We start from the raw sequence: 23,372 nt of genomic DNA on the forward strand, positions 1-23,372 counted from the left end.
CGGCGATCGATCGGCGTGAATCACGAGCGAGGCACGCATGTTGCGGCTCACGGAGATTATTGTGGCACTGTATTTGACGAGCATCCTGAACGTGCAAGACGTTCTGTTGAAGATCGGGCTGCCGGTGCTCATTATGTTCTTGTCGGCGTGGATCATCATCAGGCGATGGGTGACGACGCCTGGCATTGCTTCATCGGGGTTTTCACCGGCCGCAACGTCTGCCCTGTTCGCTCCACTTCTCCTCATCATGTACTTCTTTCTGCTGCAATCCTGCACGCAGGAAGGCGTTGCCGCGCATGCCGAGCTCGTCGTGTTGTACGGTGCGATTTTCGCACCGACATTTGTGCTCTTGCTCCCATTCGGGGTTACGTCCCTGAACAGGGTGCGCCGACAGGGTAAGCCGCTCAGCCATGGGCTGCTGTGCATCGCGATAGCGGCCTGGCCGATCTTGCAGGTGGTGTGGATGTGCCTGCTGTTCGGCGAGTGGGAATAGCGCGCTAGACTACTTGCCGAGCGCCGTCTCCAGCAGCGACTGAGCCTGTTTGGTGGCCGCGGCGAAGGCCGGCTGCCGTGGCGCCTGCTGGACAAAGCAGCGCTTGAATGCGTCGTCGCCCTGCTGGCGCAGGTCGCCGAGCTTGTCGTAGGCCGCCCGGGTGATCTGCTTGCGCTCGAGTTTCTCGGCCGCGGCGTCGGCCTTCTTGTTGTAGTCGGCGCGGATCGCGGTGCAGGCCGGCACTTGGACCGTGGGCTCGATCTCGCCATAGGCGATGTAGAACTTGCCGTTGGCGAGCGCTGCGACGAAAACCTCGTCGGCGGCCTCGGGCGTCGAGTCCTGGGTGCGGCCGGCCAGAAAACCGTAGGTAAGCGTTGCCGACGCCGGCTTGGCGACCGGCAGCTCGTTGAAGTTGATCACCGCCGCATCGGTCGAGATCGCCTGGGTGTAGAGGCCCTCGAACTTCAGGGCCGGCTCGATCTGCTGCGGCACGTTCTTGCTGCCCTTGTCCCACCAGGTCTTGTGCTCGTGCAGCCAGCGGGTGAACAGGGCTTCGGATGTCACGATGATATGGGCCTTCGGCTCGACGAAGCTGCCGTCGGCACGCTTCTCGCCGATCTTGGCGCCGTCCCTGCCGGTGTCGGCATCGAAGCGCAGGCCGTCCAGCATGCCGAACCCCATGTCGCCCTTATATAGAGTGTCGAGATTGAGCTGGGCCGGCGCAAAGCCCGGCCGGGCGGGCTGGGACAGGATCGCGGCCAGCTGCCCCTTGAGCTCGTCGCGCGCGGCCGCCTCGGCCTTGTCGACGACCTCGTTGATCTTGTTGTCGTTTGACAGCTTGGCGAATTTGGCGATCGCGGTGTCACGCGTCGCGATGTAGCGATCTTCCGGCGACGCGGCGCTGGCCGGCGACAGGGTCAGGATCGGGGACAGGACGAGGGCAAGGCGGAAAATAAAATGCATGCCCTGTGGTCGCCCGCAAGGCATGCAAGGTTCAAGGTCACGGGTACTACCAGCATATCCGTCGCCGGCAGGCTCTCTGCCGACGCCGAATCTCGTCAGGACGAACCGGTCAGGCCGCCTCTGTCGGCTAACCTGGTCAGGCCGCTTTGGATTTCGCCACATGGGTGGCGATCGCATCCATCAGCGGCGGCGACAGACAGTCATAGGGCTCGAGCCCAAGCTCCTTCAGCCGCGACCTGATCCCGGCCATATCGGCCGGCTTGACGCCGGATTCGATCACCGATGACACGAAGGCGGCAAAACCCGGGGCTGCCGAGCCTTGCTCCTGGAACAGTTCGGGATGGATGAAGTCGAGGCCATAGAACGGATGGCCCTTGTTCTCGATCCGACCGTACATGTGGGTGCCGCATCCGGTGCAGGCATGGCGCTGGATCACCGCCGCGCTATCCACGATCTTCAGCTTGTCGCCGTTCTCCAGCACGGTGACGTTCTCGCGCGGAACGACCGCGACTACCGAGAAGGTGGCGCCCGCAGGCTTCCAGCACTTCGTGCAGCCGCAGGCGTGGTTGTGGGCGACATCGCCCTTGACCCCGACCTTGACCTTCTTGTCCGCGCATTTGCAGACGAGCGTGCCGCCGGCAAAACTGCCGGAGCCTTGTTTGACGCCATTGTCGACCGACGGGTGGATATGAACAGTCATTGGTCTATCCTCCTAGTGCTTGGTGTTTTGATTTCAGAATACGACGACCGAACGGATCGACTTGCCCTCGTGCATCAAGTCGAAGCCCTTGTTGATCTCGTCGAGCTTCAGCACGTGGGTGATCATCGGATCGATCTGGATCTTTCCGTTCATGTACCAGTCGACGATCTTCGGCACGTCGGTGCGGCCGCGCGCGCCGCCGAACGCGGTGCCCTTCCACACCCGTCCGGTGACGAGCTGGAATGGCCGGGTCGCGATCTCCTTGCCGGATTCCGCGACGCCGATCACGACCGAGACGCCCCAACCGCGGTGGCAGGCTTCCAGCGCCTGGCGCATCACATTGGTGTTGCCGGTACAGTCGAAGGTGTAGTCGGCGCCGCCGTCAGTCAGCGCCACCAGGTGCTGGACGATATCGCCCGAAACCTTGGTCGGGTTGACGAAATGCGTCATACCGAACTGACGGCCCCAGGCATCCTTCGCGTCATTGATGTCGACACCGATGATCTTGTCGGCGCCGACCATCTTGGCGCCCTGGATCACGTTGAGGCCGATGCCGCCGAGACCGAACACCACGACGTTGGCGCCCGGCGTCACCTTGGCGGTGTTGACGACCGCACCAACGCCCGTGGTGACGCCGCAGCCGATGTAACAGCTCTTGTCGAATGGCGCGTCCTCACGAATCTTGGCGACCGCAATCTCGGGCAGCACGGTGAAGTTCGAGAAGGTCGAGCAACCCATATAGTGGAAGACCGTCTTGCCTTTGTAGCTGAAGCGCGAGGTGCCGTCGGGCATCACGCCCTTGCCCTGCGTCGCGCGGATCGCGGTGCAGAGATTGGTCTTCTGGCTGAGGCAGCTTTTGCACTGGCGGCATTCGGGCGTGTAGAGCGGGATCACATGATCCCCCGGCTTCACCGACGTCACGCCGGCGCCGACCTCGCGAACGATGCCCGCGCCTTCGTGCCCGAGGATCGACGGGAAGATGCCTTCACTGTCGAAACCATCGAGCGTGTAGGCGTCGGTGTGGCAGATGCCCGTCGCCTTGATCTCGACAAGGACCTCGCCGGCCTTCGGGCCTTCCAGGTCGAGCTCGACGATCTCAAGCGGCTTCTTGGCTTCGAATGCGACTGCGGCGCGGGTCTCATCTTGGTCTCCACAAAACATCAAACAGGTTTGTCATTCGCGCCGGTCACGCTCACTTCTTGTCGTTATGGCCCATGCAGGCGTCTTCCGCCTTGCCGTAGGCTTCCGATTTGTCTTCGTGCTTGGCCGGCCGTACGCGCCCAACCGCATCATTGGAACGAGCGCGCAGGTACACATAGAGGTCGTCCATGTAGCAAGCAACGTTCGGATTGTCGCCGAACGCGGGCATGACGTTCTCCTGCGACGTCGAGACGTTCTTGCGTCCGCTCGCGACCACGCCGAGAAAATCGGCATAGTTCATGCTTTTCAGCGAGTCCTTCAGCGCGGGCGCGTACGTCGAACCCATGCCATCGGGCCCGTGGCAAACATGGCATTCCGAATGGTATCGGCGATATCCGGAGTAGGTGTACCAATCCACGGTCCCGTCAGCCTCAACCTTGTAGGTCGGGTTACCGTCTTTATCGAGATATTTGCCGTCCTCGGATTTGACCGCTGTCGGGTCGCCGGGAGCTTCGGCAGAGGCAACTCCTCCCATTGCCACGACGAAGATCGCAGCAGTCACAAACCAGATCTTACGCAAAAGCATATCCTCGCGTGCGGATTGAAGACGGACCGGCGCATGGAGATCGCCCCATGCGCCGGAACGAGGCTTGCTCAGCTCACTGCTGCGGCAGCGAGAACACGGTGAGCGTTCCACCGAGCGCGGTGTAGTTGCTCAGCGCCGCATAGCCGCCGACCGCGCCGAGACCGGCCGTCGGGTCAGTCAGACCGGCCGCGAGGCCGATGCCTGCCCAACCGCCAACACCCGACAGAACTGCGACGTACTGCTTGCCGCCATGTTCATAGGTGGTGACGTTGCCGATGATGCCGGACGGAGTCTTGAACTTGTAGAGCTCCTTGCCCGTCTTCGCGTCGACAGCCTTCAGATAGCCTTCCAGCGTGCCGTAGAACACCACGCCGCCGGCGGTTGCGAGCGCACCCGACCAAACGGAGAACTGCTCCTTGTTCGACCACACGATCTTGCCGGTCTTGCCGTCCCAGGCGATGAAATTGCCCATGTTGGTCTCACCGGGAGGCGGATACATCGACAGCGTCGCGCCGACATATGGCTGACCTGCGGTGTAGCTCACCTTGAACGGCTCGTAGTCCATGCAGACGTGGTTGGTCGGCACGTAGAACAGTTGCGTCTCGGGCGAGTAGGCTGCCGGCTGCTCGTCCTTCGAGCCGAGCGCTGCCGGGCAGATGCCCTTGACGTTGTGGTCTTCGCCGGCCTTGTCGGTCGACGCTGCGTCAAGAACCTTCGGACGACCATAGGTCGGCGAGCTCTTGTTCATGTCGACGCCGGAAGTCCAGTTCACCTTCGGATCATACTTGTCGGCAACCAGCAGTTCGCCGGTGGCGCGATCGAGCGTATAGCCGAGGCCGTTACGATCGAAGTGCGTCAGCAGCTTGCGCGGCTTGCCGTCGATGCTCTGATCCGAGAGGATCATCTCGTTGACGCCGTCATAGTCCCATTCGTCATGCGGGGTCATCTGGTAGACCCACTTGGCAACACCGGTGTCCGGGTTACGCGCCCAGATCGTCATCGACCACTTGTTGTCGCCGGGACGCTGCTTCGGATTCCAGGTCGAGGGATTACCCGATCCGTAATAGACGAGGTTCAGTTCGGGGTCGTAGGAAATCCAGCCCCAGGTCGCGCCGCCGCCGATCTTCCACTGATCGCCTTGCCACGTCTTCAGGCTCGAGTCCTTGCCGATCGGCTTGCCGAGCTCGGTGGTCTTGTCGTCGACCAGGAGCTGGTCATCCGGACCTTCCGAGAAGCCGCGCCAGACCAGCTTGCCGGTCTTGATGTCGTAGGCGCTCATGTGAGCCTGCACGCCGAACTCACCGCCGGAGATGCCGATCAGGACCTTGTCCTTGATCACCATCGGCGCGGAGGTGCCGGTCGAGCCCTTGCTCGGATCGCCATTCTTCGCCGTCCACTCCACCTTGCCGGTCTTGGCATCGAGCGCGACCAGCGTGGTGTCGGCCTGATGCAGGAAGATCTTGCCGTCGCCATAGGCGACGCCGCGATTAACGGTATCGCAGCACATCACCGGAATGACGTTCGGATCCTGCTTCGGCTCGTACTTCCAGACGATCTGGTTGTCCTTGGAAAGGTCAATAGCGTAGACCTTGTTCGGGAACGGGGTATGCACGTACATCATGTTGCCGACGATCAGCGGGCCGCCTTCGTGGCCGCGCAGCACGCCGGTCGAAAACGTCCACGCTACCTGCAACTTTCCGACGTTCTGGGCGTTGATCTGATTCAGCTTCGAGTAGCGCTGATTGGCGTAGTCGCCGGTCGGCATCACCCAGTCTTTCGGGTTCTGCGACATTTTGTGGAGTTCGTCGTTGGCGCTGGCAGCTCCGACGGCAAACACCGCCATTGCCCCAAGACCAGTCGCGTAAAGCATCTTGCGCATCGTGGATTTCCTCCCAGGTTCAAGAGCTCAAGGGTTTCCGCCGAAACGGCCCCACTTCTTCCATTTTGGTGCCCCAGTCGTAATCCGATCGAACCGTGCTGACTTGCCCAATAGAGAAGAGGCGTTTGCTCAAAAGCGAAGCTGCGACAGATTTTTGCAGGCCGGCCCCGAATGGGTGGAAAGGGTTGCTTCATGTTGCAGGGCATCAATCGCGGCCCGCGAATTCGAAGCGCCAGATTGACGCGTTCTAAGGTTGCGCTTGACGAGCCCAGAACTAAGTCGGAGGATCACCCGACATTAACCGGGAAGAAATCCCGCCACCTCCCTAAGCTGTTCAGAATCAGGGAGAAGGCGCATCGTCCCAAGCCAGATTGAGCTCGGTGAGCAGTCACGTTGGGGATCGAATCGGTGGCTGGAAAGATGTCCGATACAGTCCATTCACTCAGCACGAACGGATTGACGCCCAAGCGGCAGATCCAGCGCTGGTCGGATGCGCTCACTGACCTCTGCGGTCAGTTCGATGTCGATGCGCTGGAGGGATCCTCGCTCGAGGGCCGCATCAATTTCACGACGGTCTCGCGCTTGAAGCTGTGCCAGATCGAGGCAAGCCAGCACCGGATCGCGCATACCATCTCGCGCATCAAGCTGAGCGAGCACCCCTACATCAAGATCGTATTCCAGACCCACGGCGTCTCGCATTTCGAGCAGGACGGCCTGCACTTCGACATCATGCCGGGCGACTGCTTCGCCTACGACGTGTCCTGTCCGCATACGATCATCAGCCCGTCCCTGACGCGTCACGAGGTCGTCATCGTTCCGAAGGACCTGCTCAAGGAGCGCGGCTTCCAGCTCTCCAAGATGGCGCCGTGCAAGCTCTCGGCGCGCAACGGCACCGGCCGCATCGCCTATGATTTCGTCCATGCCGCGTTCGGCGAGGCACCGACGCTGACCCCGGTCAACGCGGTCGGCGTAGCCGATGCGCTGATCGATTTGCTGCTGCTGCCGCTGCGCGAGACCGGCGCCATGTTCGACCGCGGCAGTGCCGAGGCGACCTATGTGCGTGCCCAGGGCTTCATCCGCGAGCATCTGCGCGATCCCGATCTGTGCATCGACCGCATTTCGGCGGCGCTCGGCTGCTCGAAGCGCTATTTGCACATGCTGTTCAGCGATCGCGGAATGACGGTCAGCGACTACATCTGGAAGGCCCGGTTGCAGAATTGCCGTCAGGAGCTGGAATCCCAGAACGGCAAGACCATCACCGACGTCGCCTTCTCGTGGGGCTTCTCGAGTTCGTCCCATTTCAGCCGCGTGTTCCGGAAGTACTTCGGTATCGCGCCCTCTTCCGTCCACAAGGGTCTCCACGGCGGCCTGCCGGTGGATGTGGTGCTGGAATAGTGCTTCTGTCCGGCGTGCAGGCGTCACGCCATGCTGTTCGCCATCAAGTTTTCGTCAATCAAGGCCTGGGCGCGCAACCTCAAACGGGACAGCGTTGCGCTATATCTCGCGTCGCGTGATCCGCGCGTACCGTGGCACGCAAAAGCCGTGGCGGTCGCGGTGGCGGCCTATGCGCTCTCCCCGATCGACCTGATCCCGGACTTCATCCCGATCATCGGCTATCTCGACGATCTGATTCTGCTGCCGCTTGGCATCTGGCTCGCGCTCGCGCTCGTTCCGGACGAAGTGATGGAGGAGTGCCGCACCAAGGCCAGCGCGCTATTGCAGCGTCCCAGCAGTCGCGGCGGAATGATCGCAATCATCGTGCTCTGGTTCGCCGGCGCATTGGCGCTGGCGTGGGCCGCCTTCAGATACTTGCCGCGGTAGCGGCCTTCGGCACCAGCGCTTCGACCGTCACGCCATCATCGGTGGAGTTGATCTTGAGCGAGCCGCCGAGCGCCAGGATCCGCTCCTGCATGCCGGTCAGGCCGCGACCAAGCCTGTGATCGGCCAGCATGCCGCGGCCGTTGTCGCGAACCCGCACCAGCGCGCCGCCGCGGCTGCCGTGCAAGCCCGGCTGTCGCTCCACAGGTTCGATGGTAATATGGACCGCCGTTGCGCCGGCGTGGCGGAACACGTTGGTGAGCGCTTCCTGGACGATGCGGTAGATCGTCAAATCGGCCATCTCACCGGTATCGCCGAGTGTGGGCGATATGCGGCTCTCGATCTCGACCTCCGGGTGCGTCTCGCTCCACAGCCGCACCAGCGCGCCGAGCGCTTCCGCAAGCCCAAGCTCGGCCAATCCCACCGGCCGCAATCGCTCCAGGATGCGGCGGGTGAACTGCTGGAGCGCGTTGACCTGCTCGAGGATGGCATTGCCGTGCTTGCGCAATGCGGCAGGATCCGCCTTGTCCACCTCCGACAGCCGGTTCAGCGCGCCGGCATGTGCGCGCAGTGCAAACAGATAGGGCCCGAACTCGTCGTGCAGTTCGCGCGCGATCTCCTTCCGCTCGGAATCCTGCAGCGAGACGGCACGTTCGGCGAGCTGCCGTTTGCTATCCACGGCCTCGCCAAGGGTCGCCGCCAAATGGTTCAGTTTGGCACAGATCGCGGCCAATTCAGGCGATCCGCCGGGCTCGACCCGTGCGTCGTAATTCCCAGCCTCGATGCCGGTCATGGCTTGCGACAACGCCTCCAGCGGCGCCAGGGCACGGCCAACCACCAGCATGGTCACCAGCAGCAGCGCGACCGCGATCGCGGAGCCGACCTCGAGCTGGGTGACGATGCCGTCCCAGATCTCGGCGATTTCGTCGTCGGGATGCGAGGTGATGACAAGCGATTGCGGCTTGCCGTGAACCGAGATCGGCACCCGCACCGAGGTCTGCTCGGGATGAACCAGCGCGACGAACCACTCCGGCGGAGCGCGCGGATCGGTGGCCTCCTCCGGCCGCCCGGGAGACTTTGCGGTCGCGTCATCCTGCCGCGTGATGCTGACGTGACGCAGCCGGCTCAGGTCCTGCACGATCTGGTCGAGCCGCGCATCCGGGTCCGGCGCCTCGTCGAGACCGGCCACGATGGTCGTAACAAACTCGCGCGCCAGCCGGATAACGCTTTGGTCTTCTGCCTGCACGCGAGGTCCCGCCTCCAGCACCAGCCGCGCGATATTGATACCCAATCCAAGCGCCAGTATCAGCGCGAGCAGCAGGTTGATCCGTGCGCGCAGGGATAGCTTTTGCCACATGACGTTGCCCCCGACCGCGATCCCTCCTCCGAGAGGATCGTTGACAGCCAAATTTGCCCGGCTATCTAATCGCACCCTATCGCAATCCCGTGCGAGGTGCACAACCGGTCGGAACCGAGGTGTTCTTCGTGCTAGCCGATGTGACGACGCGTGAATCGAAGCAGGTCGCCGGAACAACGCCATGCGCATTCTGATCGTTGATGATCATCCCATCGTTGCTTCCGGTTGTCGCACCGTGTTCGCCGACGATTCCGGGATCATCCTGCTCGAAGCATCTGATGCCGAGAGCGGCGAGCGGGCTTTCGTCGCGGAGAAGCCCGATCTCTGCGTGATCGACATCAACCTGCCGACCGTCTCCGGCTTCGAGCTCGCCCGCCGCATCCTGACGCGCGATGCGTCCGCGCGCCTCATCATGTTCAGCATGAACGACGACCCGGTGTTCGCCGCCCGTGCCATCGACATCGGCGCCAAGGGCTACGTCTCGAAGACCGGCGATCCCAACGACCTGGTGGAAGCGGTGCGCGAGGTCGGCAATGGCGGCGTCTATCTGCCGCCGGCGATCGCCCGCAATGTTGCCTTTGCCCGGCCGGGCTTTGCGCAAAATCCGCTCTCCAAGCTCACGTCGCGCGAGATGGAGATCCTGCGCCTGCTCAGTTCCGGCAAGAGCCTGTCGGAAATCGCCTGGCTCGTGCATTCGTCATACAAGACGGTCGCGAACACGTCATCGATCATGCGCCAAAAGCTTGGCGTGCGTACTTCGGCCGAGCTGGTGCGCCTCGCGATCGAGAGCGGCGTCGCCTGACGCCGCGCGCCAACACAAAGGAATACGACGATGCAGACGGTTTCCCAGAACAAGTCGCATGGTGGCACGCAGGGCGTTTACCGCCACCCCAGCCGCGAGACCAAGACCGACATGACGTTCTCGGTGTTCGTCCCGGAGCATGCGGCCGGCGCCAAATTGCCTGTCGTGACCTACCTGTCGGGCCTGACCTGCACGCACGCCAACGTCACCGAGAAGGGCGAATTTCGCCAGGCCTGCGCCGAGCTCGGCCTGATCTTCGTCGCACCGGATACCAGCCCACGCGGCGAAGGCGTCCCCGGCGATCCCGCCAGTTCCTACGATTTTGGCCTCGGCGCCGGTTTCTATGTTGATGCGACGGAGCAGCCGTTCGCGACCAATTACCGGATGTGGAGCTACGTCACCGAGGAGTTGCCAAAGCTGATCGCGGAGCAATTTCCGGTCGACACGACGCGCCAATCGATCCTCGGTCACTCCATGGGCGGTCATGGCGCGCTGACCGTGGCGCTGCGCCATCCCGATCGCTATCGCGCGGCGAGCGCGTTTGCGCCGATCGTGGCGCCATCACAGGTGCCATGGGGCAACAAGGCGCTCGGCGGCTATCTCGGCAGCAACAAGCAGGCGTGGCGCAGGCACGATGCGGTCGCGTTGATCGAGGACGGCGCGCGCTTCTCCGACCTTCTGGTCGACTACGGCGATGCCGACGGCTTCCTCACCGAGCAATTGCGGCCCGAGCTGCTGAAGGCTGCATGCGAGAAGGCGAACATCCCCCTCACCCTGCGGCGCCAGCCCGGCTACGACCACAGCTACTACTTCATCTCGACCTTCATGGCCGACCACCTGCGCTGGCATGCTGCGCGGCTGAAGGCCTGACGATCGCATCGCGCTAACGCGCTTGCGGCGCGCCGTAGTTCGGCGCGAGCAGGCGGTTTCGTATGAGGTAATCGGTGGCGCGCGACCAGGATTCGTCGGTATTGCCGCGCATATCAGCACTCGCTGCAGCCACCAATTGCCCGGTGTGCACGTCGCGCAGATAGAGGTTGATGTTGAGAATGAGGTTGGAGACCTTCTGCACCACGCCGGTCATCGCAAGGTCGGCCCCCAACTCGCCGGCCAGCTTCACGTCGCAGCCGCCACAGGCCTGAAGATTGCTGCCGTGCGCCGCAGCATTGACAGGTGCGATGTCGAGCACGTGGAACTTGCCGGAGTCCGCGAGCTCCTTGCGTACCTGCTCGCCGGTGCGGAGCAGCCGCGCCTGTTCGTCGGTCCGTGGCCCGTTCATCTCGCCTTGCAGGCTGGTATCGATCATCTCGAGGTCGAACACCGCGAGCTTGGGCGGCTCGGCGCGCGCAGCCGCAGACATCACCAGCAAAGATAGGACGATGGCGGACGCTGATCTCATCATTGTGAACCAATCGAAATTTGTGACCTCGCAACGACAAAAAGCGGGGTTGCAAGCCGGGCCAATTTCGTCATCTTGCATGTCAACGCATGGTCCGACAATGCCGTGCCGAGTGAAGAAAGACTGCGGGAGGAGTTATGTTCCGATGGCTGATCGGCACAATCGCGCTCAGCATAATGGCGACCGGAGCGCAGGCGGCTGATCCCGTCGAGATCCATATCGGCTATCTCGGCCATGCCGGCGTGAAATCGACGCTCTCGCTGGTCGAACAGCCGGCCGACAATGACGGCATCGCCGGCGCGCGCCTTGCGATCGAAGACAACAATACGACCGGAAAATTCCTCAACCAGCGCTTCGCGCTCGACGAGGTCAAGGTCAAGGATAGCGACGACGTCGTCAAGGTCGCGACCGATCTCGCCGGCCACAGCGACTATATCATCACCGACCTGCCGGCCGACGCACTGCTCAAGGTCGCCGATGCACTGCGCGACCGTGGCACCGTTCTGTTGAACGCGGGTGCGATCGACGACCGGCTGCGCGAGCAGGACTGCCGCGCCAACGTCATCCATGTCGCGCCGACCCGCTCGATGCTGGCGGACGCGCTCGGCCAGTATCTGGTCTGGAAGCAGTGGAAGCGCTGGCTTCTGGTGACAGGCTCGCATGATCAGGACAAACTCTACGCCGACGCGCTGCGCCGCGCGGCCACCCGTTTCGGCGCCAAGATCGTCCAGGAACGCACCTTCGAGGACACCGGCGGCGCGCGCCGGACGGATTCTGGCGTGACGCTGATCCAGCGCCAGATGCCGGTATTCACGCAGCAGGCGCCGGCATACGACGTGCTGGTCGCCGCCGACGAGAGCGAGGTGTTCGCGAACTATCTGCCCTACCGGACCTGGGACCCGCGCCCGGTGGCGGGCTCGGCTGGCCTGGTGCCGACCAGCTGGGACGCGGCTCATGACCAATGGGGTGCGGTCCAGATCCAGAACCGCTTCGTCAAGCTGAACATGCGCCGCATGACGGCGCTCGACATGCAGGCCTGGACCGCTGCGCGCATGATCGGGGAAGCCACGTCCCGCACCAATTCGGGGGATCCCAAGAAGGTCATCGCCTTCCTCAAGGGCAAGGATTTCTCGATCGCCGCCTTCAAGGGCACGCGACTGACCCTGCGAGACTGGAATTGGCAGCTCCGCCAGCCGATCCTGCTGGCCGATGGTCGTATGGTCGTTTCGGTCTCGCCGCAGGAAGGTTTCCTGCACCAAGTCTCCGAGCTCGACACGCTCGGTGTTGACCGGCCTGAAACGAAGTGCAAGCTGCAGTGAGGGAGATGGAACGTATGTGGTGCCGCTTTCTGTTGACCGGGATGCTGGTTTGGCTTGCCGCGGCACCGGCGTCCGCTTTCGTTGCCTATGTCTCCAACGAGAAGGGCAACACGGTCACGGTGATCGACACCGACAGCTGGACGGTGACCAAGACCATCAAGGTCGGGCAGCGGCCGCGCGGCATCGAGTTCTCGCGCGACGGCAAGTTCGTGATGGTCGCGGTCGGCGACGACGACACCATTCAGGTGATCGACACCAAGACCCAGGAGATTGTCGACACCCTGCCCTCCGGCCCCGACCCGGAACTGTTCACCCAGGATGCCGCCGGCAAGACCATGTATGTCGCCAACGAGAACGACAACACGGTCACCGTGATCGATCTCGGGAAGCGCGCGCGGCTCGGCGACATTCAGGTCGGCGTTGAGCCCGAGGGCATGACCATCAGCCCGGACGGCAAGATCCTGATCAACACGTCCGAAACCACCAACATGGCGCATTTCATCGACACCACGACGCGCCAGATCGTCGCCAATGTGCTGGTCGATTCGCGGCCGCGCTTTGCCCAGTTCAAGCGCGACGGCTCCGAATTGTGGGTTTCCTCGGAGATCGGCGGCACGGTGTCGATCATCGATCCGGTCAAGCGCGAGGTGACCAGCAAGATCACCTTCGACATTCCCGGCCTGCGCAACGAGGCGATCCAGCCCGTCGGCATCGGCATGACCAAGGACGGCAAGACCGCGTTCATCGCGCTCGGCCCCGCCAACCGCGTCGCGGTGGTCGATGGCACGACCCACAAGGTCCTCAAATATCTGCTGGTCGGCCAGCGGGTCTGGCACATGGATTTCACCCCCGACGAGAAATATCTGATGGTCACCAACGGCGTTTCGAACGACGTTTCGGTGATCGACGTCGCGGCCCAGAAGGTGATCAAGACCATTCAGGTCGGCGAACTGCCGTGGGGGATCACGATCGCGCAGCCATGACCGCAACCGACACCCATATCGCGAGCCAGCCTTCGCCGGATGCAGCCACCGTAGCGGCCGTGCAACCGGCGCTGTCGATCGGCAATGTCAGCCACAGCTACGGTCCGCGGCGCGCGCTGATCGACGTCAATTTCACGGTTCAACCTGCGAGCTTCACCGCATTGCTCGGCCTCAACGGCGCCGGCAAGAGCACGTTGTTCTCGCTGGTGACGCGGCTGTTCGGCATTCAGAACGGCCAGATCAAGATCTTCGGCCACGACATCAGCCGGACGCCCGGCGAAGCGTTGCGGCTGATGGGCGTCGTGTTCCAGCCGCGCACGCTCGATCTCGATCTGTCGCTGACCCAGAACCTGCTCTATCACGCCGCGCTGCACGGCATCTCGCGGCGCGAAGCGCGGCTGCGCAGCGCCGAGGTGCTCAGCCGCATCGGACTTGCCGACCGCGCCGGCAGCAAGGTGCGCGACCTCTCGGGCGGCCAGATGCGTCGGCTCGAGATCGCCCGCGCATTGCTGCATCGGCCAAGGCTGCTGCTGCTCGACGAAGCGACCGTCGGGCTCGATGTCAAGGCGCGCGCCGACATTCTCGACCATGTCCGGCAGCTCGTCACCGAGCAGGGCATCGGCGTGCTCTGGGCGACGCATCTATTCGACGAGATCATGCCGGGCGACGACCTCGTGGTGCTGCACCAGGGCCGGATGCTGGCGCACGGCCCAATGTCGCGCGTGATCGCCGACGCCGGCGCGCAAGACGTCAACACCGCGTTCATGCGCCTGACTGGAACGGCAACCCTCACCGGAAAACCGCCAACATGAGCAGCACGACGGCCACGCCCGAACGCAGCGGCTTCTTGGTGTCGGAATACATCGTCTGCCTGAACGGCATCGTGTGGCGCGAGGCGCTGCGCTTCCTGCATCAGCGCGAGCGCTTCGTCTCGGCGCTGGTCAGGCCGCTGGTCTGGCTGTTCATCTTCGCAGCCGGCTTCCGCCAGGTGCTCGGCATCTCGATCATCCCGCCGTATGAGACCTACATCCTCTACGAGGTCTACATTGCGCCCGGCCTGATGGCGATGATCCAGCTGTTCAACGGCATGCAATCCTCGCTGTCGATGGTCTATGACCGCGAGATGGGCAACATGCGCACGCTGTTGGTGAGCCCGCTGCCGCGCGGCTATCTTTTGTTCTGCAAGCTGCTCGCCGGCACCGCGGTGTCGCTGCTGCAGGTCTACGCCTTCCTGCTGATCGCGTGGTTCTGGGACATCACGCCGCCGACCATCGGCTACCTCACCGTGCTTCCGGCGCTGGTGCTGTCGGGCCTGATGCTCGGCGCGCTGGGCATGCTGATCTCGGCCAGCATCAAGCAGCTGGAAAACTTCGCCGGGGTCATGAACTTTGTGATCTTCCCGATGTTCTTCGCATCGTCGGCCCTCTACCCGCTCTGGCGTGTGCAGGAAGGCAGCCCGATGCTGTATTATGTCTGCCAGTGCAATCCGTTCACGCATGCAGTGGAGCTGATCCGGTTTGCGCTCTACGGCAAGATGAACTGGGTTTCACTCGCGGTGGTCGGCGGCTGCACGGTGGTGTTCATGATCGGCGCGATCCTGGCTTACGATCCATCGCGCGGCCTGGTGCGCCGCGGACCCGGCGGAGGCGAGGCATGACGGGCTGGCGAACGGGACTTGGCGCGCTGCTCGCGATGGTTCTGTCGAGCCAGGCCGCATCGGCTGCGGACCCGCGTTACCCGGACTGGCCCTGCCAACAGGCCAAAGTGCCGGAGATCTCGCTGGCCGCGGTTTGGGCCGGGCCGCCGCTCGGCGACGCCGAGACCAAGTGGAGGGACGATCCGAAGATCAGCGTACTCGCGACCAAGCTCGCGGCGCGCCGGATTCCGCTGGAGGATGCGCAGAAGCAGATCACCGAATTCCTGCAGGCCGCCGCGGCCGACAAGGCCAATGCGGGGAAGCTGCTGTTCGCCGGCCTGTTCGATACGCTCAACGAGCAGCGCGCCTCGGTCATGAACGGGCTGGAGCGCGTGATGCGCAAGCAGCGCGAGGCCGCGGAGAAGATCCGCGATGACACGATCAAGCTGCAGGCACTGCAGGACGCCACGCCACCGGATCAGGCCAAGGTCGACGAGCTCGGCAACCAGCTGGTCTGGGAGACGCGGATCTTCGAGGACCGCGGACGGGTGGTGAAATTCGTCTGCGAGGTGCCGACCACCATCGATCAACGGCTGTTTGCGCTCAGCCGCACCATCCAGCAGGAGCTGGATTGAGGCCTGCGACCGATCGCCCCGGCAATCATTGACCTGTTCCCCAGGTGCTTCTTGACCACGGCGGTCCGGAACCAACCGCGCTCCTTGCTCGTTGTCTCCAACTATATCTGAAGTTGGGAGACCTCGATGAGAGCAGCCAAGATCGTCATGACCAGCCTCGCCGTAGCGAGCCTGATCACCTCAGCGGCTTTGGCCCAGCAATCCATGTCGGGAATGGTCACCAAGATTGACCGACTGCGCAGCACCATCTCGATCCAGCAGACGCGGAGCGGCACGGTGGGCGCGACCGGCGCTGCGATTCAGGAATACAAGGTGCCCAAAGGACAGTCGCTCGAACCCTTCCACGCCGGTGACAAGGTCACGTTCACCGCCTCGGACAGCGACGGCGGCAAGACCATCGACAAGCTCGACAAGGAGAAATAACGCGCTTGAGCGCTTTCCTGGCCGTGCGAGGACGGCGTCACTGCTCGCCCTCGCGCGGCTCGGGCTCAACGTGCGCCAGCGGCAGCTTGGCCCGTTCCCACCCGTCGGTTCCCTCGGGATACCACGCGACGTTGTGGTAGCCGTAGGACAGCACGCGCTTGGCCGCGTTCCACGACATCCAGCAACTCTCCTGGCAATAGATTACGAGCAATCTTGCTTTGTCGTCGCCGGAGGCACGAGTCAGGCCGCGCCGCAGATAGTCCTCGGTTGAAGCGGCAAGCTTGCCGTAGCCCGTATCGGGTAGCCAGATGCTGCCCGGAATATCGCGATGCGGCCGCTCGCGCCACACCGTGCCGGCGGGCAGTTTCGGCTTAGGCGGGCGTGGCAGCACGTCGACGAAGGCACCGGACTTGTCGCGCCAGATCGCTGCCGCGTCCTCCGTCGTGAGCACGCGTGCGCCGGCGAGCGTGGCGGGCACGGGTGCGCGGTAATCCTCGGTGCGGTACCCCTCGGGCTCCGCAGGCTGGTCCTGCGCGCGGACAGGCGAAACGGCGACCACCAGCACCGCAAGCATGGCCGCGAGCCTGATCATGGCGACTTGGTTGCGGTCTCCGGCCCGATCGGACGGTCGTTCTCGTCGAGCAGCGGAACGCCGAAGTCGAGCAGGATCTTGTTGATCGCCGGCTGGTTATCCTGGATCAGGCGATTGAGTTGCCGCTTCCAGTTCTGGTCGGACCCGCGCACGCCCATGCCGATGCGATACACCAGCTTCGGTCCCGTGGTCTCCTTGACCAGCGGCGTGACATGCAGCGGCGGGTTCGCCTTCTTGGCATAAAAGCCCGCCATCGGCCCCCACAGGATGCCGGCGTCGATCTCGCCCTTTTCGAGATCGTTCATCATCGCCCCAGCCGAGGAATCGTAGCGCGTATCGATCATCAGCGGATAAGGCTTCGCGTTGCCCATCAGCCCGTTGATGGCCATGTTGGTCGCGGGCGGCGTCCCGGCGACGATGCCGATGTGCTTGCCCTTCAGCCGCTCATCCTCGAGAGTCGTGACCTCGTCCAATCCGCTGCCCGGCTTGGCGACGATCGCATAGGCCGTGCGGTAATACGGATTGGTGCCCTGCGCGAGATCATCACCTTGCGGGAAACCCATGATCACGTCGCAGCGATGCGAGCCGAGGGTGACCCGCACGAAGCCGGTCGCCTGCGGAAAATACATGTAATCGAGCTTTTTCTGCAGCTTCTCGGCGAAAAGCTCGCCGATCTTGTTCTCAAAGCCTTCGCCCTTGTCGTTCGAGAACGGCAGGTTGCGCGGATCGGCACAGATGCGGAGCACCTTGGGATCAACCAGCTCGATGGAGAGCTCGCCCTGCTCATTGACCTGCGCAAGCGCGATGTCACGGCCGGCGAGACAGGCGATAAAGCCGACAAGCGCAAACAGGACAGGACGGCATCCGACAACTCTCATTACGCGGTCTCCTCTTGAGCAGACATGTCACCGTGGTCAAGCAATTGCCCGGCGCGCCATGACGTGCAACAGGGATAATGATCGCAACGGCGCCGCGTTGCTTGTTGCAGCGCAAACGGACGCTGGACGACATCGTTCGCGCGTCCGGGAAAAACTGAGGCGGAAACATGGCTCATGCCGGTTCGGTGCTTGCGCTGCTCCTGATGCTTTGGGCGCCGACCATAGCGCGGGCGCAAGAGGCGGAATTGCCTGTGAGCGAAGTCGCCCCCGGAATCTTCGTTCACACCGGCGTCACCGCACTGATGACGCGCGAGAACGAAGGCGCCATCGCCAATGTGGGGTTCGTGATCGGCGATAGCGCGGTCGCGTCATCGATACCGGCGGCAGCGTCCGCGAAGGGCGGCAATTGCTCGCCGCGGTGCGCAGCCATAGCGACAAGCCGATCCGCTACGTGATCAACACCCACGCGCATCCGGACCACAGCTTCGGTAACGCGGCATTCGTAGGCGACGGGACCAGTTTTGTCGGCCACAAGGCCCTGCCCCGCGCGCTGGCGGTACGAGGACAATTCTATCTCGACGGATTTCGCCGGACCATGGGCGATGCGTTGATCGACGAGGTCCGCATCATTCCACCGACCGTGCTGGTCGAGGACACGCTGAAGCTCGACCTCGGCGGACGGTCCCTCACCCTGAAGGCATGGCCCCCTGCCCACAGCGACAACGACCTCACCGTCTTCGATGAACGCAGCGGGACCCTGTTCGCCGGCGACATGGTGTTCCTTGAGCATATTCCCGTGGTCGACGGCAGCCTCAAGGGCTGGCTGCGTGCGCTGGACCAGCTCGCCGCGATTCCCGCCGAGCGCGCGGTTCCCGGTCACGGACCCGTGAGCGCATGGCCTGCGGCGCTCGCCGATGAGCGGCGTTATCTCGAGACGCTGGCCGCGGACGTTCGTGCGCTGGTCAAAAGCGGCAAGCCGATCACGGATGCAGCGGAGCAGGCCGCGGCAGCCGAGCGGCCGCGCTGGCAATTGTTCGACGATTACAATGCCCGCAACGCAACTGCAGCATTCTCGGAAATTGAATGGGAGTAGCTGTTGGTCCTATAATGGGCCAGCAGCATAGGATCTTGCGAACATGACCGGACATCGCGCCCGCCTGCTTTGCATCGCCAGCCTCGTTGCGATCGCGCTGGGCATACCGGCTGCGCCCGCGGCGGAGACCTATGATCCCTGGCCGGGCCTGGTCCAGGACATCTTCAGCAACCGTCCGATGAATGACGGCAACGATGTCATCGGCATCGAGATGCCGGTGCGCGCGGAAGACGCGGCGATCGTGCCGGTGACATTGCGCACCAAGCTGCAGCCCAGCGACAGCCGCCGCGTCGTTGCTATCACCTTGGTGATCGACGAGAACCCGGCGCCGATGGCCGCGAAATTCACGCTGGGGCCGGACGCCAACGTCACCGAGATATCGACCCGCGTCCGCGTCAACAACTACACCAACGTGCACGCGGTCGCGGAGCTCAGCGACGGCAAGCTCTATGTCAGCAAGGTTTACGTCAAGGCATCCGGCGGCTGCTCGGCACCGGCCGGCAAGAACGTCGAGGAAGCCAAGAACCGGCTCGGCCAGATGCGCTACCGGCAATTCACAAAGTCCGAACAGGGGCCGGCGACCAGCACGCGCGAAGCCAGATCATGATCGGGCACCCGAACAATTCAGGCCTGCAGATGGACCAGGTCACGCAGCTCTATATCCCGGCCTTCTTCGTCAACGAGCTGCACATCTGGCAGGACGACAGTCCGGTGCTGGCGATGGAAGGCGGAATCTCGATTTCCGAGGACCCCAATATCCGCTTCACTTACGTCTCGAACGGCGCCAAGCACTTCCGTGCCGAAGCCAAGGACACCGACGGGCACGTCTTCGAGCACGAATGGAAGGTCGAGAATCCCGGGACCTGAAGAGTACGCGATCCCGCGATCAACGCTAGAAACAGCGGACTTCGGCTTCGGCCTGGGCGCGCCTGAGGTCGTTGAGTGCGTTCGCGGCCTGCTCGGAAGAGCGGAACTGGCCGCCGAGATTGCCGCGCACCTGCGCCATGCTCAGCACCGTTTCGGCGGTGACGTAGCGATCATAGGGAATGATCGAGGCGACGATGTCGATCGAGCAGGAACATTGTTCGATCGACTGCCGGGATTCGCCATTGGCCTTCATGCAGCCGAACACATACTCCGCCCGCGCCGAGGTCGGATAGTCGTTGATCTCCTGAGCCCACGCGCCCATGGAAGTCCCGGCGAGCACCGCCAGGACGGCGACAATCGGTCGTAGCATGCCAGCTCCTGCCATGGTCGTGCTTCCTCTTCTCTTCCCGCAAGCTATGCTATGGGTGTTGATCAGAAAAGAAAACATTCGGGGAAGTGGCTCAAGAAACGATGATCATGTCTGTACGCATGGTGTTGGCTGCGGCAGTTCTGGCGGTCACGCAGCTCGGCACCTCGTGCGCCGCGGAGACCATCCGCGTTGCAGCGCAGAAGACCGGAACGCTGGCCTGGGAACTGGCTGTCATTCGCTCCCACGGTCTCGACAAGAAGGCCAATCTGTCGATCGATGTCGTCGAGCTCGCCAGCCCCGAGGCCGGCAAGATCGCGTTGCGCTCCGGCACGGCCGACGTGATGGTATCCGATTGGCCCTGGGTATCGCGCGAGCGCTCGCTCGGCGCCAAGCTGCAGTTCTATCCGTATTCGAGCGCACTGGGCGCCGTGATGGTCCCGGCTGCCTCGCCGATCAAGACGCTCGCGGACCTCAGGGGACGCAAGCTTGCCGTCGCGGGCGGCGCGATCGACAAGAACTGGCTGCTGCTGCAAGCCGCCTTGAAGCAGGACGGCGTCGACCTGAAGTCGCAGGCGTCCATCGTCTATGGCGCACCGCCGCTGCTCGCCGCCAAGACCCTCGGCGGCGAGATGGACGCGACGCTTAACTACTGGAATTTCTGCGCGGCGCTCGAGGCCAAGGGCTTTCGCCGGCTCGCCGGCATGGAAGAGATCCTGCAGAAGCTCGGCAGCAAGGGCCGCATCGCGATGATCGGCTACGTGTTCGACGAGGCCTGGGCCGGCGCCAACAAGGACCTGGTGGCCCGCTTCATCGCCGTGACGCGCGCCGCTAAGGACATTCTCGCAACCTCGGATGCCGAATGGGACACGATTGCGCCGCTGACCGGCGCGCAAGACGCTGCAACCCTGCTTGCCTATCGCGACCGCTACCGCGAAGGCATCCCGCGCCGTCCGATCGCTGACGAAGAGGCGGATGCCCGCGTGCTCTACCGGGTGCTGGCGCAACTCGGCGGCCGCGATCTGGTCGGCACCGCAACCGAGCTCGATCCCGGCACCTTCTATCAAGCGATCCCAGGAGACTGACGGTGCTGCGCCTCCTGTCATTCGCGCTGTTCATCGCAACCTGGTGGATTGCCTCACTCGCGATCGGCGACGCGAAGCTGCCGGCGCCGCCTGCGGTGCTTTCGGTGCTCATCGCCGAGGCTCGATCGGGGGCGCTGTTCGTCAACCTCGGCGCAACGCTGGCCCGCGTCGCGCTGGCCTTCACGCTCGCAATGGCGCTCGGCTCGGCGATCGGCTACCTGATGGGCCGCGTCTCGCTCGCCAATCGCCTTGGCGATCCCTGGCTGATCCTGCTGCTCAATTTGCCGGCGCTGGTCGTCATCGTGCTCGCCTATATCTGGGCCGGGCTGACCGAGGTCGCGGCGATCGCGGCCATCGCCATCAACAAGCTCCCGACCGCCGTCGTCACCTTGCGCGAGGGCGCTCGTGCGCTCGACCCCGCGCTCGACGAGATGGCAACGGCGTTTGCATTGCCGCGCGGCCGGGCGTTCCGGCATGTGATCCTGCCACAGCTTGCGCCCTACATCGCGGCCGCGGCGCGTTCCGGGCTCTCGCTGGTCTGGAAGATCGTGCTGGTCGCGGAATATCTCGGCCGGCCGAACGGTGTCGGCTTCGAGATCGGTGTCGCCTTCCAGCTGTTCGACATTCCACTGCTGCTCGCCTACTCGCTGAGCTTTGCCGGCGTCGTGCTGGTCATCGAGACCCTGATGGTGCAGCCGTTCGAAACCAGGCTAACGCGGTGGCGGCTCCGTGCAGCTTGAGGTCAATATCACAGGCAAAAGCTTCGAGAGCGCGGCCGGAAAGCGGCACGACGTGCTCGATAACGTCACCTTCACGTTGAACGCCGGCGAGGTTGGCGTGCTGTTCGGACCGTCGGGTTGCGGCAAGAGCACCCTGCTGCGGATCCTCGCCGGGCTCGACGGCAATTACCGGGGCCACGTCAACCGCTCGCCCGGCATGCGCCTTGGCATGGTGTTCCAGGAGCCGCGGCTGCTGCCCTGGCGCACCGTGGAGGAGAATGTGCGGCTCGCCGCGCCTGACGTCGACGACGGCACGCTGGCGGCGCTGTTCGAGGTGCTTGAACTGAGCGCGCATCGCAACCACTTTCCCGGCGAGTTGTCGCTCGGCCTCGCCCGCCGCGTCGCCCTCGCCCGCGCCTTCGCCATCGAGCCGGATTTCCTGATCCTCGACGAGCCGCTGGCCTCGCTCGACAATGCCCTCGCGGGCAGGCTGCGCGACCAGGTCGCGACCCTGGTGGCCAGCCGCAAGATGATGACGCTCCTGGTCACCCACGATCTCGACGACGCGGTCCGCCTCGGTGATCGCCTGTTCTTCCTGTCGCCGCGGCCGGCCCGAATCCTTCACGTCGAGACCATCACCACACCACGTGCGACGCGCGGCGAGCTGGAGATCGGCGAGATCAAGCGGCAGCTCTCGCAGTTGGACCTTGCAAATATGTGAGACGCCGTCATCCTTGGACGAAGCGTAAGGGAGAAGTCGGATGTCGCGTGCGTTGATTGCCGTTGGAGTTGCCTTGCTTTTGCTGCCGACCGCAGTGCTCGCCCAAAGCAAGGGCAAGGGCATCCGGTTGTGGAATCTGACCAGCGCCACGATTGCGAGCTTCGAGCTGTCGCCGGCCGGCAAGAATGAATGGGGTCCCAACCAGACGCTGAACGACAAGGACAAGGAGGTCGACCACGACGAGCGCCTGCGTATCACCGGGGTCGAGCCCGGCCGCTACGACGCCAAGGTCGGCTATAGCGGAGGCAAACAGTGCTTCGCCCGCGACCTCGAGATCAAGGCCGATGCCGTGTTTTCGGTATCCGACAAGGACCTGAAGGACTGCAACAAGTAACGGCTACGCCGGCGGCTTGCCGTCCGCGCTCGCGCGATCATTGGTGTGCGGATATTCGCAACGCCATCGCACCGCGGTCCATTTCGGATGTTCGCCGACCCATTGAGCAATGTAAGGCGGCGCGGCCATGGCGCATTGCTGCAGCGAGCCGCTCCAGTTGAACACCAGATGCTGCTCCTCGCAGGTCGCCGGCGACAGCACGGCACATACGGTGACGATCAGATCAATCGGGTTCATGCATGAAACCTCGCGAGCGTCGTGAAAAGATAACATAAGCGCTACGCCCGCAGCAGCCGGAAGTTTCATTTTCGCGCGAGATCAAGCGGAACCCGACGGTCGCCGCCCCGCCGGCACGTCGGCGTCACCCGAGCCAACAACCGTGAAACCGACGCCTTGCCGCCGGTTCATTTCGTCAATAAGCTGGTTCCCACAACTGCTAACAGGCTGATGGCTCTTACGGAAACCTCCCGGCGCGGCGTCGCGGTCGCCATATGCCTGCTGGCGCTCACCGCCGGCGCTTGGG

At 63.6% G+C, this 23,372-nt stretch carries 26 protein-coding genes and 2 pseudogenes; 17 read left to right on the forward strand and 11 right to left on the reverse strand.

Features of this window, described 5'->3' with window-relative positions:
• The first annotated feature begins 37 nt into the window (after positions 1 to 37).
• On the forward strand, positions 38 to 493 hold the full coding sequence (locus ALC15_RS19430; RefSeq protein ID WP_050628632.1) for a hypothetical protein: 456 nt from the start codon (positions 38 to 40) through the stop codon (positions 491 to 493).
• A gap of 9 nt (positions 494 to 502) precedes the next feature.
• Here the strand turns inward: ALC15_RS19430 and ALC15_RS19435 are convergent, their stop codons facing one another.
• The 5 genes from ALC15_RS19435 to xoxF5 all read right to left on the reverse strand — a co-directional run bounded on the left by ALC15_RS19435 (position 503) and on the right by xoxF5 (position 5,761).
• A complete protein-coding gene (locus ALC15_RS19435) occupies positions 503 to 1,456 on the reverse strand; it encodes a hypothetical protein (protein ID WP_050628633.1) in 954 nt (317 codons plus the stop codon).
• Positions 1,457 to 1,592: 136 nt separating this feature from the next.
• Positions 1,593 to 2,156, reverse strand: a complete 564-nt coding sequence (gene gfa / locus ALC15_RS19440) for an S-(hydroxymethyl)glutathione synthase (RefSeq protein WP_050628634.1) — start codon at positions 2,154 to 2,156, stop codon at positions 1,593 to 1,595.
• 33 nt (positions 2,157 to 2,189) lie between these two features.
• Positions 2,190 to 3,317, reverse strand: a complete 1,128-nt coding sequence (locus tag ALC15_RS19445; protein ID WP_050628635.1) for an S-(hydroxymethyl)glutathione dehydrogenase/class III alcohol dehydrogenase — start codon at positions 3,315 to 3,317, stop codon at positions 2,190 to 2,192.
• Between the two features lie 31 nt (positions 3,318 to 3,348).
• A complete protein-coding gene (locus ALC15_RS19450; protein WP_050628684.1) occupies positions 3,349 to 3,831 on the reverse strand; it encodes a c-type cytochrome, methanol metabolism-related in 483 nt (160 codons plus the stop codon).
• Positions 3,832 to 3,955: 124 nt separating this feature from the next.
• Positions 3,956 to 5,761, reverse strand: coding sequence for a lanthanide-dependent methanol dehydrogenase XoxF5 (gene xoxF5 / locus ALC15_RS19455; protein ID WP_050628636.1), 1,806 nt, complete (start codon positions 5,759 to 5,761; stop codon positions 3,956 to 3,958).
• Positions 5,762 to 6,181: 420 nt separating this feature from the next.
• Between xoxF5 and ALC15_RS19460 the strand changes: the two genes are divergently transcribed.
• The gene (locus tag ALC15_RS19460; RefSeq protein ID WP_050628685.1) at positions 6,182 to 7,156 is read left to right on the forward strand and encodes a helix-turn-helix domain-containing protein; all 975 of its coding nucleotides are present in this window, start codon (positions 6,182 to 6,184) and stop codon (positions 7,154 to 7,156) included.
• Positions 7,157 to 7,186: 30 nt separating this feature from the next.
• Positions 7,187 to 7,582, forward strand: coding sequence for a YkvA family protein (locus tag ALC15_RS19465; RefSeq protein ID WP_050628637.1), 396 nt, complete (start codon positions 7,187 to 7,189; stop codon positions 7,580 to 7,582).
• Here the strand turns inward: ALC15_RS19465 and ALC15_RS19470 are convergent.
• A complete protein-coding gene (locus ALC15_RS19470) occupies positions 7,563 to 8,936 on the reverse strand; it encodes a histidine kinase (RefSeq protein ID WP_050628638.1) in 1,374 nt (457 codons plus the stop codon). The two genes, ALC15_RS19465 and ALC15_RS19470, sit on opposite strands and share 20 nt — an antisense overlap.
• A gap of 181 nt (positions 8,937 to 9,117) precedes the next feature.
• Here ALC15_RS19470 and ALC15_RS19475 point away from each other — a divergent pair, with 181 nt between their 5' ends.
• Both ALC15_RS19475 and fghA read left to right on the forward strand, forming a co-directional pair.
• On the forward strand, positions 9,118 to 9,738 hold the full coding sequence (locus tag ALC15_RS19475; protein WP_050628639.1) for a response regulator transcription factor: 621 nt from the start codon (positions 9,118 to 9,120) through the stop codon (positions 9,736 to 9,738).
• Between the two features lie 30 nt (positions 9,739 to 9,768).
• Positions 9,769 to 10,608 (forward strand): S-formylglutathione hydrolase, encoded by an 840-nt coding sequence (gene fghA / locus ALC15_RS19480; protein ID WP_050628640.1) that lies wholly within the window; start codon positions 9,769 to 9,771, stop codon positions 10,606 to 10,608.
• A gap of 13 nt (positions 10,609 to 10,621) precedes the next feature.
• On the opposite strand, the gene ALC15_RS19485 is transcribed toward fghA, so the two are convergent.
• Entirely contained in the window at positions 10,622 to 11,098 is a 477-nt protein-coding gene (locus ALC15_RS19485) for a DUF3280 domain-containing protein (protein ID WP_094193972.1), read from the reverse strand.
• 176 nt (positions 11,099 to 11,274) lie between these two features.
• Between ALC15_RS19485 and ALC15_RS19490 the strand changes: the two genes are divergently transcribed.
• The 6 genes from ALC15_RS19490 (at position 11,275) to ALC15_RS19515 (ending at position 16,133) form a co-directional block, all read left to right on the forward strand.
• Complete coding sequence (locus tag ALC15_RS19490; protein WP_050628641.1) at positions 11,275 to 12,456, forward strand: ABC transporter substrate-binding protein; 1,182 nt, start codon at positions 11,275 to 11,277, stop codon at positions 12,454 to 12,456.
• A gap of 5 nt (positions 12,457 to 12,461) precedes the next feature.
• Positions 12,462 to 13,439: a YVTN family beta-propeller repeat protein gene (locus ALC15_RS19495; RefSeq protein ID WP_050628642.1), complete on the forward strand. Its 978-nt coding sequence runs from the start codon at positions 12,462 to 12,464 to the stop codon at positions 13,437 to 13,439.
• Positions 13,436 to 14,251 carry an ABC transporter ATP-binding protein gene (locus tag ALC15_RS19500; RefSeq protein ID WP_050628643.1) on the forward strand — a complete coding sequence of 272 codons (816 nt, stop codon included), beginning with the start codon at positions 13,436 to 13,438 and terminating at the stop codon, positions 14,249 to 14,251. The genes ALC15_RS19495 and ALC15_RS19500 overlap by 4 nt, the downstream gene beginning before the upstream one ends.
• Positions 14,248 to 15,096, forward strand: a complete 849-nt coding sequence (locus tag ALC15_RS19505; protein ID WP_050628644.1) for an ABC transporter permease — start codon at positions 14,248 to 14,250, stop codon at positions 15,094 to 15,096. The genes ALC15_RS19500 and ALC15_RS19505 overlap by 4 nt, the downstream gene beginning before the upstream one ends.
• Entirely contained in the window at positions 15,093 to 15,710 is a 618-nt protein-coding gene (locus ALC15_RS19510) for a hypothetical protein (protein ID WP_050628645.1), read from the forward strand. The genes ALC15_RS19505 and ALC15_RS19510 overlap by 4 nt, the downstream gene beginning before the upstream one ends.
• A gap of 126 nt (positions 15,711 to 15,836) precedes the next feature.
• Positions 15,837 to 16,133 (forward strand): copper-binding protein, encoded by a 297-nt coding sequence (locus ALC15_RS19515; RefSeq protein ID WP_050628646.1) that lies wholly within the window; start codon positions 15,837 to 15,839, stop codon positions 16,131 to 16,133.
• 37 nt (positions 16,134 to 16,170) lie between these two features.
• On the opposite strand, the gene ALC15_RS19520 is transcribed toward ALC15_RS19515, so the two are convergent.
• Together ALC15_RS19520 and ALC15_RS19525 are read right to left on the reverse strand one after the other, a co-directional pair.
• Entirely contained in the window at positions 16,171 to 16,725 is a 555-nt protein-coding gene (locus ALC15_RS19520) for a PQQ-dependent catabolism-associated CXXCW motif protein (RefSeq protein WP_050628647.1), read from the reverse strand.
• On the reverse strand, positions 16,722 to 17,603 hold the full coding sequence (locus ALC15_RS19525) for a substrate-binding domain-containing protein (RefSeq protein WP_050628648.1): 882 nt from the start codon (positions 17,601 to 17,603) through the stop codon (positions 16,722 to 16,724). Before ALC15_RS19525 ends, ALC15_RS19520 begins: the two co-directional genes overlap by 4 nt.
• A 203-nt stretch (positions 17,604 to 17,806) precedes the next feature.
• Between ALC15_RS19525 and ALC15_RS19530 the strand changes: the two are divergent.
• Both ALC15_RS19530 and ALC15_RS19535 read left to right on the forward strand, forming a co-directional pair.
• Positions 17,807 to 18,696: pseudogene (locus ALC15_RS19530) on the forward strand (quinoprotein relay system zinc metallohydrolase 2).
• Between the two features lie 43 nt (positions 18,697 to 18,739).
• Positions 18,740 to 19,563: pseudogene (locus ALC15_RS19535) on the forward strand (quinoprotein dehydrogenase-associated SoxYZ-like carrier).
• Positions 19,564 to 19,588: 25 nt separating this feature from the next.
• Here ALC15_RS19535 and ALC15_RS19540 read toward each other — a convergent pair.
• The gene (locus tag ALC15_RS19540; RefSeq protein ID WP_430649180.1) at positions 19,589 to 19,933 is read right to left on the reverse strand and encodes a hypothetical protein; all 345 of its coding nucleotides are present in this window, start codon (positions 19,931 to 19,933) and stop codon (positions 19,589 to 19,591) included.
• 101 nt (positions 19,934 to 20,034) lie between these two features.
• Between ALC15_RS19540 and ALC15_RS19545 the strand changes: the two genes are divergently transcribed.
• The 4 genes from ALC15_RS19545 to ALC15_RS19560 are packed head-to-tail and all read left to right on the forward strand — an operon-like array spanning position 20,035 to position 22,849.
• Positions 20,035 to 21,015 (forward strand): ABC transporter substrate-binding protein, encoded by a 981-nt coding sequence (locus tag ALC15_RS19545; RefSeq protein WP_050628650.1) that lies wholly within the window; start codon positions 20,035 to 20,037, stop codon positions 21,013 to 21,015.
• Between the two features lie 2 nt (positions 21,016 to 21,017).
• Entirely contained in the window at positions 21,018 to 21,755 is a 738-nt protein-coding gene (locus tag ALC15_RS19550) for an ABC transporter permease (protein ID WP_050628651.1), read from the forward strand.
• Positions 21,745 to 22,455: an ABC transporter ATP-binding protein gene (locus tag ALC15_RS19555; protein ID WP_050628652.1), complete on the forward strand. Its 711-nt coding sequence runs from the start codon at positions 21,745 to 21,747 to the stop codon at positions 22,453 to 22,455. The genes ALC15_RS19550 and ALC15_RS19555 overlap by 11 nt, the downstream gene beginning before the upstream one ends.
• A gap of 40 nt (positions 22,456 to 22,495) precedes the next feature.
• Positions 22,496 to 22,849 carry a hypothetical protein gene (locus ALC15_RS19560; protein ID WP_050628653.1) on the forward strand — a complete coding sequence of 118 codons (354 nt, stop codon included), beginning with the start codon at positions 22,496 to 22,498 and terminating at the stop codon, positions 22,847 to 22,849.
• Positions 22,850 to 22,852: 3 nt separating this feature from the next.
• Here the strand turns inward: ALC15_RS19560 and ALC15_RS19565 are convergent, their stop codons facing one another.
• Positions 22,853 to 23,086 (reverse strand): hypothetical protein, encoded by a 234-nt coding sequence (locus ALC15_RS19565; RefSeq protein WP_050628654.1) that lies wholly within the window; start codon positions 23,084 to 23,086, stop codon positions 22,853 to 22,855.
• Between the last annotated feature and the right edge of the window lie 286 nt (positions 23,087 to 23,372).

This window comes from Bradyrhizobium viridifuturi (assembly GCF_001238275.1).
Lineage (GTDB): Bacteria > Pseudomonadota > Alphaproteobacteria > Rhizobiales > Xanthobacteraceae > Bradyrhizobium > Bradyrhizobium viridifuturi.

Bases quoted from the DNA above. Each gene is read 5' to 3' on its own strand.
- ALC15_RS19430 (WP_050628632.1), top strand. From the start codon at position 38: ATGTTGCGGCTCACGGAGATTATTGTGGCACTGTATTTGACGAGCATC.
- ALC15_RS19435 (WP_050628633.1), bottom strand. From the start codon at position 1,456: ATGCATTTTATTTTCCGCCTTGCCCTCGTCCTGTCCCCGATCCTGACC.
- gfa (WP_050628634.1), bottom strand. From the start codon at position 2,156: ATGACTGTTCATATCCACCCGTCGGTCGACAATGGCGTCAAACAAGGC.
- ALC15_RS19445 (WP_050628635.1), bottom strand. From the start codon at position 3,317: ATGTTTTGTGGAGACCAAGATGAGACCCGCGCCGCAGTCGCATTCGAA.
- ALC15_RS19450 (WP_050628684.1), bottom strand. From the start codon at position 3,831: ATGGGAGGAGTTGCCTCTGCCGAAGCTCCCGGCGACCCGACAGCGGTC.
- xoxF5 (WP_050628636.1), bottom strand. From the start codon at position 5,761: ATGCGCAAGATGCTTTACGCGACTGGTCTTGGGGCAATGGCGGTGTTT.
- ALC15_RS19460 (WP_050628685.1), top strand. From the start codon at position 6,182: ATGTCCGATACAGTCCATTCACTCAGCACGAACGGATTGACGCCCAAG.
- ALC15_RS19465 (WP_050628637.1), top strand. From the start codon at position 7,187: ATGCTGTTCGCCATCAAGTTTTCGTCAATCAAGGCCTGGGCGCGCAAC.
- ALC15_RS19470 (WP_050628638.1), bottom strand. From the start codon at position 8,936: ATGTGGCAAAAGCTATCCCTGCGCGCACGGATCAACCTGCTGCTCGCG.
- ALC15_RS19475 (WP_050628639.1), top strand. From the start codon at position 9,118: ATGCGCATTCTGATCGTTGATGATCATCCCATCGTTGCTTCCGGTTGT.
- fghA (WP_050628640.1), top strand. From the start codon at position 9,769: ATGCAGACGGTTTCCCAGAACAAGTCGCATGGTGGCACGCAGGGCGTT.
- ALC15_RS19485 (WP_094193972.1), bottom strand. From the start codon at position 11,098: ATGTCTGCGGCTGCGCGCGCCGAGCCGCCCAAGCTCGCGGTGTTCGAC.
- ALC15_RS19490 (WP_050628641.1), top strand. From the start codon at position 11,275: ATGTTCCGATGGCTGATCGGCACAATCGCGCTCAGCATAATGGCGACC.
- ALC15_RS19495 (WP_050628642.1), top strand. From the start codon at position 12,462: ATGGAACGTATGTGGTGCCGCTTTCTGTTGACCGGGATGCTGGTTTGG.
- ALC15_RS19500 (WP_050628643.1), top strand. From the start codon at position 13,436: ATGACCGCAACCGACACCCATATCGCGAGCCAGCCTTCGCCGGATGCA.
- ALC15_RS19505 (WP_050628644.1), top strand. From the start codon at position 14,248: ATGAGCAGCACGACGGCCACGCCCGAACGCAGCGGCTTCTTGGTGTCG.
- ALC15_RS19510 (WP_050628645.1), top strand. From the start codon at position 15,093: ATGACGGGCTGGCGAACGGGACTTGGCGCGCTGCTCGCGATGGTTCTG.
- ALC15_RS19515 (WP_050628646.1), top strand. From the start codon at position 15,837: ATGAGAGCAGCCAAGATCGTCATGACCAGCCTCGCCGTAGCGAGCCTG.
- ALC15_RS19520 (WP_050628647.1), bottom strand. From the start codon at position 16,725: ATGATCAGGCTCGCGGCCATGCTTGCGGTGCTGGTGGTCGCCGTTTCG.
- ALC15_RS19525 (WP_050628648.1), bottom strand. From the start codon at position 17,603: ATGAGAGTTGTCGGATGCCGTCCTGTCCTGTTTGCGCTTGTCGGCTTT.
- ALC15_RS19540 (WP_430649180.1), bottom strand. From the start codon at position 19,933: ATGCTACGACCGATTGTCGCCGTCCTGGCGGTGCTCGCCGGGACTTCC.
- ALC15_RS19545 (WP_050628650.1), top strand. From the start codon at position 20,035: ATGATCATGTCTGTACGCATGGTGTTGGCTGCGGCAGTTCTGGCGGTC.
- ALC15_RS19560 (WP_050628653.1), top strand. From the start codon at position 22,496: ATGTCGCGTGCGTTGATTGCCGTTGGAGTTGCCTTGCTTTTGCTGCCG.
- ALC15_RS19565 (WP_050628654.1), bottom strand. From the start codon at position 23,086: ATGAACCCGATTGATCTGATCGTCACCGTATGTGCCGTGCTGTCGCCG.